Source organism: Stenotrophomonas sp. 05L414_2 (assembly GCF_056397905.1).
This window is the reverse complement of record NZ_JBFTOJ010000148.1, coordinates 1-10,534: the sequence shown is the minus strand read 5'-3', so window position 1 is coordinate 10,534 and position 10,534 is coordinate 1. Positions and strand designations below refer to the sequence as shown.

Genomic DNA, 10,534 nt, shown 5'->3' with positions numbered 1-10,534 from the left:
CTTCGTGGAGGTTCGAGTCCTCTCCTGGGCACCATGACTCAGACAATGATCAAACCCGCGCAAGCGGGTTTTTTCATGTCCGGTATTCGAAACGCGATCGCCTGCGCGGCAGTCCATCCACGCATGGCGTGGATCTACTGGAATTCGCATGCCTGCGTGGATGCACTGCAAACAAAAACCCCGCCTTCCGGCGGGGTTTTGTTTTTCAGCAACAGCGATCGATCAGTGCCCGCCACCGGCGGCGGCACCCGCGCCCGCACCGAAGGGCGGCTTGGCCAGCCACAGGAACGAGATGATCGCCAGGAAGATCCAGCCCAGCAGGAAGAAGATGTCGTTGAAGCCCATCTGCGATGCCTGGTGGTTGATCATGTTGTTCAGCACCGCCGCGCCATGTTGCAGGTCGCCCTGCCCCATCGCCGCCACCTGGTCCTGCATGCCCGGCTGATAGGCCGAAATGTGCTCGGTCAGGTCCGCGTGATGCACCTGCGTGCGACGCGCCCACAGCCAGGTGGTCAGCGACGCCGCGAAACTGCCGCCCAGCGTACGCAGGAACGTGGCCAGGCCCGAACCGGCCGCGATCTCACGACCATCCAGGTCCGACAGCAGGATCTGCAGCACCGGCATGAAGAACAGCGCCACGCCGATGCCCATGATCAGCTGCACGCCGGCCACATGGTGGAAGTCCACCTGCAGGTTGAAACCCGAACGCAGGAAGCTGGTCATCGACAGCACCACGAACGCGATGGTGGCCAGCATGCGCATGTCGAAACGCGATGCGTACTTGCCCACGAACGGGGTCATGATCACCGGCAGTACACCGATCGGGGCTGTTGCCAGACCGGCCCAGATCGCGGTGTAGCCCATGTCGCGCTGCAGCCACTGCGGAATCAGCAGGGCCACGCTGAAGAACGCCGCGTAGGCCACCACCATCGCCAGCGTACCGGCACGGAAGTTGCGGTGCCGGAACAGCTTCAGGTCGACGATCGGGTCCTTGTCGGTCAGCTCCCAGATCAGGAACACGGTCAGCGCCACCACGGCAACGCAGGCCAGTACCACGATCTTCATCGACGAGAACCAGTCTTCGTCGTTGCCCAGGTCGAGTACCAGCTGCAATGCGCCCACGCCGATCACCAGGGTGACCAGGCCGACGTAGTCCATCTTCGGCTTCTCGACGTGCTCCGGGCGCCCCTTCAACTGGTTGCCCACCACCAGCGCAGCGAAGATGCCCAGCGGCACGTTGATCAGGAAGATCCATTCCCAGCTGTAGTTGTCGGTGATCCAACCACCGAGGATCGGCCCGCAGATCGGCGCCACCACGGTGATCATCGCCAGCAGCGCCAGCGCCTGCCCGCGTTTCTCCCGTGGATAGATCGAGACCAGCAGCGACTGGGTGATCGGGTACATCGGGCCGGCGACGAAGCCCTGCAGCGCACGCGACAGCACCAGCATGCCCATGCTCTGGGCCAGGCCGCACAGCAGCGAGGTGATCAYGAAGGCCAGCGTGGCCCACACGAACAGCTTGCGCTCGCCGAAGCGACGGCTGAGCCAGCCGGTCAGCGGCAGCGCGATCGCGGTGCTGACCRCGAACGAGGTGATGACCCACGTCGCCTGCTGCGAACTGGCGCCAAGATTACCGGCGATGGTCGGCAGCGAGACGTTGGCGATGGTGGTGTCGAGCACCTGCATGAACGAGGCCATCGCCAGGCCCACGGTGCACAGGGCCACACTGGGTGGCAGGAATCCAGCGGCCGCACCCGGCGCCGCCGGTGCGCCCGGAGAGCCGGGCGCAGCTGGAGCTTGTGCGGACATGGCCGACCTCAGCTCGCCTTGGACTGCTGCGGCAGGTTGCSCTGGATGATSGYGTGGATCRCMTCATCGGCRYYGTGCAGCTGCTTGGCGTASACGTCGGTGTCGAACACCKKGCCCTTGGCGGCTGCGCTCGGCAGCACTTCGCCCTTCTGGTCGCGCAGGCTCACCTCGGCCTTCATCGACAGGCCGATGCGCAGCGGGTGTTCGGCCAGCTGCTTGGCATCGATGGCGATGCGCACCGGCACGCGCTGCACGATCTTGATCCAGTTGCCGCTGGCGTTCTGCGCCGGCAGCAGCGAGAACGCCGAGCCGGTGCCCAGGCCCAGGCTGTCGATGCGGCCCTTGTACTTGACGTCGCCGGCATACAGGTCCGACTTCAGCTCCACTTCCTGGCCCAGGCGCATGTGCCGCAGCTGGGTTTCCTTGAAGTTGGCTTCGACCCACATCTGCTCGGTCGGCACCACCGCCATCAGCGCATTGCCCGGCTGCACGCGCTGGCCAACCTGCACCGAACGACGGGCGACATAGCCGGTGACCGGCGCGACGATGCCCGAACGTGCATTGTTGAGGAAGGCCTGGCGCAGCTGCGCGGCGGCAGCCTGCACATCCGGCTGGGTGGCGATCACGGTGTCATCAACCAGTGCGCGGTTGCGCTCGACGGTCTCGCGCGAACCGGCCACGGCCGCTTCGGCAGCTGCCAGCTCATCGCGGGCGTGGGCCAGTTCTTCGTTGGAGATGGCGCCGGTGGCGGCCAGGCCCTTGCGGCGTGCGAAGTCGTCGCGCACGCGCTTCAGGGTCACCTGGCGTGCGTTCAAGTCCGCCTGCGCACCTTCGACGCTGCGGTACAGGCCGCGGGTCTGGCGCACGGTCTTGGCCAGGTTGGCTTCGGCCTGCTGCAGGGCCACCGAGGTATCGGCCGGGTCCAGCTGCACCAGCAGCTGGCCGCGCTCCACGCGCATGCCGTCATCGGCGTTGATGGCSACCACGGTACCGGCCACCAGCGGGGTGATCTGCACCTGGTTGCCCTGCACGTAGGCGTCGTCGGTCTCTTCGAACCAACGGCCGAACATGAAGTACCACAGCGCCAGTGCCGCCAGCAGCAGCACGACGATCACGAACAGGCCGCGCAACAGCTTGCCGCGGCGGTTGGGGGCGGCGGGGGCCGCAGTGTCTTGGGTCTGGCTCATGGCAGGCGTCTTCAGGAATGCGAGGAATCGGAATGGGAAGCAAGCGGTGCGGCATCAGCGTCACTGGGCTGGAAACCACCGCCGAGCGCCTTGCTCAGGCGCACCGAGGTCTGCAGCTGCTGCGACTGCAGGCCGGCCAGCTGCTGCTGCGACTGCAGCAGGGTGGACTGCGCGGTCAACACGTCCAGGTAGCTGCCGATGCCAGCGCGATAGCGCTGCTGGGCCAGGTCGAATGCAGCGCGTGCGGTATCCACCGCCTGCTGCTGCGACTGCGCCTGCTGCGCCAGTGAGCGCACCGCGTTGACCTGGTCGGCCACGTCGCGCAGTGCATCGAGCACCGCCTGGTTGTAGTTCGCCACGGCCAGGTCGTACTGCGCATCGGTGTTGGCCAGGTTGGCCCGCAGCTTGCCGCCTTCGAAGATCGGCAGGCTCAGCGCCGGGCCGATGTAGGCGAAGCTGGAACTGCTCTGCAGCAGGTCGCCGACATTCGGTGCGACCACGCCGGCCAGCGCGGTCAGGTTGAGGCTCGGGTAGAACCGGGTCTTGGCGACCTTGATCTGCTTGTCGGCCGCTTCCACCCGCCAGCGCGCGGCGACGATGTCGGGGCGACGGCCGAGCAGTTCACTGGGCACCACGCCCGGCAACTGCAGGGCCAGCGGGTTCATCGCCCGCGGGCGTTCGATCGACAGGCCGCGGTCCGGGCCCTTGCCGACCAGCGCGGCCAGCGCCGTGCGCCCGGCATCGATGCGCTGCTGCGCCGCCAGCAACTGCTGCTGTGCGGCCGGCACGCGGGCTTCGGCCTGGCGCACCTGCAGGTCGCTGTCGATGCCGGCACTACGACGCTRCCGGGTCAGCTGCAGCGACTTCTGCGAGCGCGCCAGTTCTTCTTCGGCCACGTCGTTGAGCTGCCAGGCGTAGGCCAGGTCGGTATAGGCCTGGGCGATGCCGGTGGACAGGTTCAGGCGCGCGGCCTGGGCCTCGACGGTGGCGGCGTGGGCGCCATCCACGGCAGCCTCCCAGGCGGCGCGCTTGCCGCCCCAGAGGTCGATGCCGTAGCTGAAGTCGAACGCGATCTGGCTGCTGCCGGCGTAGTGGCCGCCGATTTCATCGCCAGCCATCGATTCGGGCAGGCGCASGCCGGTGTAGCCRCCGGACACGGAGAGGCTGGGCAGGCGATCGGCGCGCGCGGTGCCGACCTGCGACTGTGCCTGGCGCAGGCGCGCGTCGGCGGCGTCCAGGCTCGGATGGCCGGCCAGGCCTTCGGCGATCAGCGCATCCAGTTGCGCATCGCCCAGTGCCTTCCACCAGTCCTGGGCAGGAAAACCGGCTGCGCTCAGGTCGCTGTCGGCCAGGGTACGTTCGCTGTGCAGGCTGTCCACGTCGAGCACGTGGCCCTGCGGGTCAAGGCCACGGCTGCTTGCGCAGGCGGCCAAGGCCAGGGCCAGCGCTGAAACCAGCAGCGCGCGCCCGGAGCGGCGGAGAGTGGGATGCGGGATCGGGTTCATGGGGTTGTCAGGGAATCGCGGATTCGGGTCAGGAGGGACAGCAGCTGCGTGCGTTCGTCGGCGGACAGATCGCGCAGGGCGTAATCCATCACCGCGTCGCCGCGCAGCTTCAACCGCGCCCACAGCGCGCGGCCTTCATCGGTCAATACGATCTGCAGTGCACGCCGGTCCTGCGCATGCGGCTCGCGGCGCACGCAACCGAGCGCTTCCAGCTTGTCCAGCAGGCGGGTGACCGCGCTGGGCACCTGGTCGATGGCCTGGGCCAGCTCGTTGGCCGTGCACGGCGCCATGTTCGAGAGCACCTTCAGCCCGATGTAGTGGGTGAAGCCGATGCCGAGGTCTTCTTCGGCCATGGACGCGTCGAGCTGACGGACCAGGCCGTCGCGCACCTGGCGCAGCAGCAGGCCGAAGCTGGGGGGAGTGGTTGCAGGACAGATCATGGGGGAGCATTCTCTTCCAAAAAAAATATTTCTCAATGGAAATATTCGATCTGGCATCAAATGCTGTGTTGCAGCAGTGGGCTGGATCAGGTGAAGGCGCCACCTTAATGGCGCCCCCAACTGGCCCGGTAGTACAATCCAGCCAATGAATGTCACATTCAAGCCACCCCCGGCCCACGTGAAGGCGGGCGAACCCGGCCCTGCCACCCTGCTGCGCGAAGAAGCACYGGATTGGTTCGAGCGCAATGACGGCCCGCCGGTCATCGCCTTCCGCTTCGACAGCCCGCAGGGGCTGGCCCGCGAAGTGGACTGGCATCACCACGTCCGCGCGCAGCTGATCTGCGTCGAACGCGGCCTGCTGACCACCCGCACCTCGCATGGCACCTGGTCGCTGGCGCCAGGCTCGGCGGGCTGGATGCCGCCGGCCGAGCCGCATACGGTCCACATCGATGGCCCCCTGCGCGGCTGGGGCATGGTGCTGGCCGCACCGCTGTGCGCCGAACTGCCCGCCGACCCATGCGTGCTGGGCATCTCGCGGTTGGCGCAGGCAGTGGCCGAACGCATCTGTGACTGGCCGCAGGACTACGAAAGCACCAGCGAACGGCAGCACATCATCAACGTTCTGCTGGACGAGATACGCGCCGCGCCGCGCCAGCGCATGCACCTGCCGATGCCGCGCGACCGGCGCCTGCTGAAGATCGCCTCGCAGCTGCTGGCCGACCCGGCCGACGAGCGCGGCCTGGCGCAGTGGGCGCATTGGGCCGGCCTGTCGCCGCGCAGCCTGACCCGCCATTTCCGCGACGAGACCACCCTGAGCTTTGCGCAATGGCGCCAGCAGGCGCGGCTGGCCGAGGCGCTGCGGCAGCTCAGCGAGGGCCGCAGCGTGGCTGACATCGCCCACGCACTGGGCTTCAGCAGCGCCAGCGCCTTCGTCACCGTGTTCCGGCGACACTTCGGGCTACCGCCCGGACGCTACCTGGCACGGGCCGGCCACGGCCTGGAACCGGGCCTTGACCCTGCACGCGGCTTGGCATCCCCCGCCGCATCCGGATAATCACTGGATTGAGAGCGGCGACCGCCGTCACCGCCTCCCGACATAGGTAACAACGCCGCATGACCGATCTTGCCCGCCCCGTGTTCCACGGTTTCGAACAACTGCCGCTGCGCGAGTACGCCGAACGCGCCTACCTSGACTACTCGATGTACGTGGTCCTGGATCGCGCCCTGCCGTTCATTGGCGACGGCCTGAAGCCTGTGCAGCGCCGCATCATCTATTCGATGAGCGAGCTGGGCCTGAATGCCGCGTCCAAGCCGAAGAAGTCCGCACGCACCGTCGGTGACGTCATCGGTAAATACCACCCGCATGGCGACAGCGCGTGCTACGAAGCGCTGGTGCTGATGGCACAGCCGTTCTCGTACCGTTATCCGCTGATCGAAGGCCAGGGCAACTTCGGTTCCAGCGACGACCCGAAGTCGTTCGCGGCGATGCGTTACACCGAATCCAAGCTGACCCCGATCGCCGAAGTACTGCTGGGCGAACTGGGCCAGGGCACCACCGACTGGGCACCGAACTTCGACGGCACCCTGCAGGAACCGACCTGGATGCCGGCRCGCCTGCCGCAYCTGCTGCTSAAYGGCACCACCGGCATCGCCGTGGGCATGGCCACCGAYGTGCCGCCGCACAACCTCAACGAGATCGTCAGCGCGCTGCTGCACCTGCTGGACGATCCGGATGCCAGCGTGCGCGACCTGTGCGAGCACGTGAAGGGTCCGGATTATCCGTCCAACGCCGAGATCATCACCCCGGCCAACGATCTGCGGAACATGTACGAGACCGGCAACGGCAGCGTGCGTGCGCGTGCCACCTACATCAAGGAAGCGCACAACGTGGTGGTCACCGCGTTGCCGTTCCAGGTGTCGCCGTCGAAGGTGATCGAGCAGATCGCCGCGCAGATGCGCGCCAAGAAGCTGCCGTGGCTGGAAGACATCCGCGATGAGTCCGACCACGCCAACCCGGTGCGCGTGGTGCTGGTGCCGCGCTCGAACCGCGTCGACGCCGAGCAGTTGATGGGGCACCTGTTCGCCACCACCGACATGGAGCGCAGCTACCGCGTCAACCTCAACGTGATCGGGCTGGACGGCCGTCCGCAGGTGAAGAACCTGAAGACGCTGCTCAGCGAATGGCTGGCATTCCGCAGCAGCACCGTCACCCGCCGCCTGCAGCACCGCCTGCAGAAGGTCGAGCGTCGCCTGCACCTGTTGGAAGGCCTGCTGGTGGCGTTCCTCAACCTGGACGAGGTGATCCACATCATCCGTACCGAGGACGAACCGAAGGCGGCGCTGATCGCACGCTTCGGCCTGTCCGAAGACCAGGCCGAGTACATCCTGGAAACCAAGCTGAAGCAGCTGGCCCGCCTGGAAGAGATGAAGATCCGCGGCGAGCAGGACGAACTGGCCAAGGAGCGCGACAAGATCCTCAGCATCCTCGACAGCAAGGCCAAGCTGAAGAAGCTGATCCGCGACGAGCTGCAGGCCGATGCGAAGAAGTTCGGCGACGAGCGCCGCTCGCCGCTGGTGCAGCGCCAGGCCGCGCAGGCCATCGACGAGACCGAGCTGGTACCGAGCGAGCCGATGACGGTGGTGATGTCCGAGAAGGGCTGGATCCGCGCCGCCAAGGGCCACGACATCGATGCCTCGACCCTGTCCTACCGCGATGGCGATGCGCTGCAGGGTGCAGTGCGTGCGCGCAGCACCCAGCAGGTCGCGTTCCTGGACAGCGAAGGCCGCGCCTACTCCACGCCGGTGCATACCCTGCCCTCGGCACGCGGCAACGGTGAGCCGCTGACCGGCCGCTTCTCGCCAGCTGCGGGCACCAGCTTCGTGACCCTGGCCAGCGCCGAACCAGATACGCGCTTCGTGCTGGCCTCGACCCACGGCTATGGTTTCGTCACCCGCTTCGAGAACCTGATCGGTCGCAACAAGGCCGGCAAGGCGATGCTGAACCTGTCGGCGGGCTCATCGGTACTGACCCCATCGGTGGTGGCGAACGTCGCTACCGACCGCATCGTCGCGGTGACCAGTTCGGGCAACCTGCTGGCGATCGCCGCCAACGACCTGCCGGAACTGGACAAGGGCAAGGGCAACAAGATCATCGAGATCCCCAAGGCCAAGCTCGCCACCGAACGCGTGGTCGCCATCGTGGCAATCAGCCCCGGCCAGACCCTGCAGGTCCGCAGCGGCCAGCGCACCATGGGGCTGAAGTTCAACGAGCTCGACGCCTATCTGGGCGCCCGCGCCACCCGTGGCCATCTGCTGCCGCGTGGCTGGCAGAAGGTGGAAGGGTTGTCGGTCGAATGATGGTAGGTGTCAACCTTGATTGACACGCCTTGCCCGGCAACCGGGAACCCGCCGGGCATGGCCCGGCGCTACCGGGAACGGAGCATCAGACACAAAAAAGCCGGGGCATTCCCCGGCTTCTTTGTTTGTCGGCTGGCGGGCGGTGGAGCAGCTGGCGGGCGAAGGCTGGCTGGCGGTGCTCCGGTGCTGGCGGGCGACGTTGCTTTGCGCTCCTGGTAGAGCCGGGCATGACCCGGCGCTACGACAATCGGGGTCAGTGCGCCGGGGCGCCGCTGCCGTCGATCTTGCTCAGCTGGTACAGCTCCAGGCCGATGCGCTTGATCAGGCCCAGCTGCTGCTCCAGCCACCAGGCGTGGTCTTCCTCGGTGTCCTTCAACTGCGCCAGCAGCATGTCGCGGCTCACGTAGTCGCCCTTCTCCTCGCACAGCTTCATGCCGGCGGCGAGGTTGTTGCGCACCGCGTATTCGGTGTCCAGGTCCTTGCGCAGCATCTCCTCCACGGTCTTGCCGGGCTCGGTGGCATGCGGGCGCATGTCCGGGTCGCCGCCCAGGAACAGGATCCGGCGCAACAGCGCGTCGGCATGCTGGGTCTCTTCCTCCATCTCGTGGTTCAGGCGTTCGTACAGCGCGAACAGGCCCTGGTCCTCGTAGCGGCGGGAGTGGATGAAGTACTGGTCGCGGGCGGCGAGTTCGCCGCGCAGCAGTTCCTTCAGGCAGGCGATGACGTCCGGGTTGCCTTTCATGGGGGGAGCTCCTGTGAATCGATGGCGCCCATGGTGCCCCATCTGGAAATACGGTGATCTAATCGGAATCAGTCGCAGTTGCGCCTGCGGCTACAATCGGCCGACCTGCTCGGAAAGGACCTGTAATGCGTCGTACGTGGCGGTGGATTCTGGGTGTGCTGGTGGCAATCGTGCTGCTCGCGGTGCTGGTCCTGTGGTTGCTGCTGCGCGGCAGCCTGGCCGAACTGGACGGCGAGCGCCCGTTGCCCGGGCTGGCCACCAAGGTCACCGTGGAGCGCGATGCGCTGGGGGTGGTCACCATCACCGCCGGCAACAAGACTGATGCCCTGCGGGCGCTCGGCCGTGTTCACGCGCAGGAACGTTATTTCGAAATGGACCTGATGCGGCGCAGTGCCGCGGGTGAACTGTCCGCCCTGTTCGGAGCGAAGGCGATCGAAGCCGACAAGCGCATGCGCGTACACCGCCTGCGCGCGCGCACCGAGGCCCATCTGCAGGACGCACTGGGCAGCGACCCTGCGGCCGTGCGCGCCTATGTGGACGGGGTCAACCAGGGCCTGGGCAGCCTGGCGGTACGGCCATGGGCCTACCTGCTGCTGCGGCAGGCGCCCCAACCGTGGCAGGCCAGCGACAGCGTGCTGGCAGGCCTGGCCATGTACGCCGACCTGCAGGACCCCAGCAACCAGTCCGAACTCGCCCTGGAGCGCATCCGCGCGGTGGTGCCACCGGCACTGCATGCGCTGCTGGCGCACGACGGCAGCGAGTGGGATGCGCCGCTGGTCGGCGCTGCCCGTGGCAACGCCCCCCTGCCTGATGCCAGCCAGCTGGACCTGCGCACGCTGAAGGCCGCGACCGGCGCGGCTGCCGAGGATGCCGACGCGGTCGGCAGCAACAATTTCGCCGTGGCCGGCGCGCTGACCGCCGATGGCCGTGCGATCGTCGCCGACGACATGCACCTGGGCCTGCGCGCCCCCAGCCTGTGGTTCCGTGTGCGCCTGCGCTACCCCGATCCACAGGCTGCGGGTGGCCAGGTCGACGTCAGCGGATTCTCGCTGCCGGGCGTGCCGGCGGTGATCGTCGGCAGCAACGGCCACGTGGCCTGGGGCTTCACCAACAGCTACATCGACACTGCCGACTTCCGCACCGAGCCAGCGGACGCTGCAGTGACCGTGCACGAGGAACGGATCGTCGTGGCCGGCGGTGCCGACGTGCGTTTCCCGGTACGCGAAACCGCGTGGGGACCGATCCTGCACACCCACGCCGATGGCAGAGGCGACGCCCTGCGCTGGGTCGCGCAGTTGCCGGGCGCGGTGCGCATGGACTTCGCCGACATGGCACGGGCCGCCGATCTGGACCAGGCCCTGCAGATTGCCGACCATGCCGGCATTCCCGCGCAGAATCTGGTGATCGGCGACCGCAGCGGGCGTATCGCGTGGCGCCTGATCGGCGCGCGGCCTGACCGTGGCCCGGGCTGTACACGTGGCCCGGGCTGTACAC

Annotated in this window: 8 protein-coding genes; 3 read left to right on the top strand and 5 right to left on the bottom strand. The window is 67.3% G+C overall.

The features are described 5' to 3' along the window. Positions 1-222: 222 nt before the first annotated feature. Genes emrB through emrR form a run of 4 tightly spaced genes read right to left on the bottom strand, consistent with a single transcriptional unit; the run spans position 223 to position 4,941 of the window. The gene (emrB, locus tag AC1DJN_RS17395) at positions 223-1,809 is read right to left on the bottom strand and encodes a multidrug efflux MFS transporter permease subunit EmrB (RefSeq protein WP_478039595.1); all 1,587 of its coding nucleotides are present in this window, start codon (positions 1,807-1,809) and stop codon (positions 223-225) included. Positions 1,810-1,817: 8 nt separating this feature from the next. After that, positions 1,818-2,996 (bottom strand): multidrug efflux MFS transporter periplasmic adaptor subunit EmrA, encoded by a 1,179-nt coding sequence (gene emrA / locus AC1DJN_RS17390; protein WP_478039593.1) that lies wholly within the window; start codon positions 2,994-2,996, stop codon positions 1,818-1,820. Positions 2,997-3,007: 11 nt separating this feature from the next. Next, a complete protein-coding gene (gene emrC, locus AC1DJN_RS17385; protein WP_478039591.1) occupies positions 3,008-4,501 on the bottom strand; it encodes a multidrug efflux transporter outer membrane subunit EmrC in 1,494 nt (497 codons plus the stop codon). Beyond that, the gene (emrR, locus tag AC1DJN_RS17380; protein ID WP_025877626.1) at positions 4,498-4,941 is read right to left on the bottom strand and encodes a multidrug efflux system transcriptional regulator EmrR; all 444 of its coding nucleotides are present in this window, start codon (positions 4,939-4,941) and stop codon (positions 4,498-4,500) included. The genes emrC and emrR overlap by 4 nt, the downstream gene beginning before the upstream one ends. A gap of 145 nt (positions 4,942-5,086) precedes the next feature. On the opposite strand from emrR, the gene AC1DJN_RS17375 reads away from it, so the two are divergent. Both AC1DJN_RS17375 and parC read left to right on the top strand, forming a co-directional pair. Next, positions 5,087-5,995, top strand: coding sequence for an AraC family transcriptional regulator (locus AC1DJN_RS17375; RefSeq protein ID WP_478039588.1), 909 nt, complete (start codon positions 5,087-5,089; stop codon positions 5,993-5,995). A 59-nt stretch (positions 5,996-6,054) separates the two neighbouring features. After that, entirely contained in the window at positions 6,055-8,298 is a 2,244-nt protein-coding gene (parC, locus tag AC1DJN_RS17370) for a DNA topoisomerase IV subunit A (protein WP_032975808.1), read from the top strand. Between the two features lie 253 nt (positions 8,299-8,551). Here parC and bfr read toward each other — a convergent pair whose 3' ends face one another. Continuing rightward, on the bottom strand, positions 8,552-9,040 hold the full coding sequence (gene bfr / locus AC1DJN_RS17365) for a bacterioferritin (RefSeq protein ID WP_025877631.1): 489 nt from the start codon (positions 9,038-9,040) through the stop codon (positions 8,552-8,554). Between the two features lie 125 nt (positions 9,041-9,165). Here bfr and AC1DJN_RS17360 point away from each other — a divergent pair. Continuing rightward, a partial coding sequence (locus tag AC1DJN_RS17360) for a penicillin acylase family protein (RefSeq protein ID WP_478039586.1) occupies positions 9,166-10,534 on the top strand: 1,369 nt, incomplete at its 3' end.

Bases quoted from the DNA above. Each gene is read 5' to 3' on its own strand.
- bfr (WP_025877631.1), bottom strand. From the start codon at position 9,040: ATGAAAGGCAACCCGGACGTCATCGCCTGCCTGAAGGAACTGCTGCGC.
- emrR (WP_025877626.1), bottom strand. From the start codon at position 4,941: ATGATCTGTCCTGCAACCACTCCCCCCAGCTTCGGCCTGCTGCTGCGC.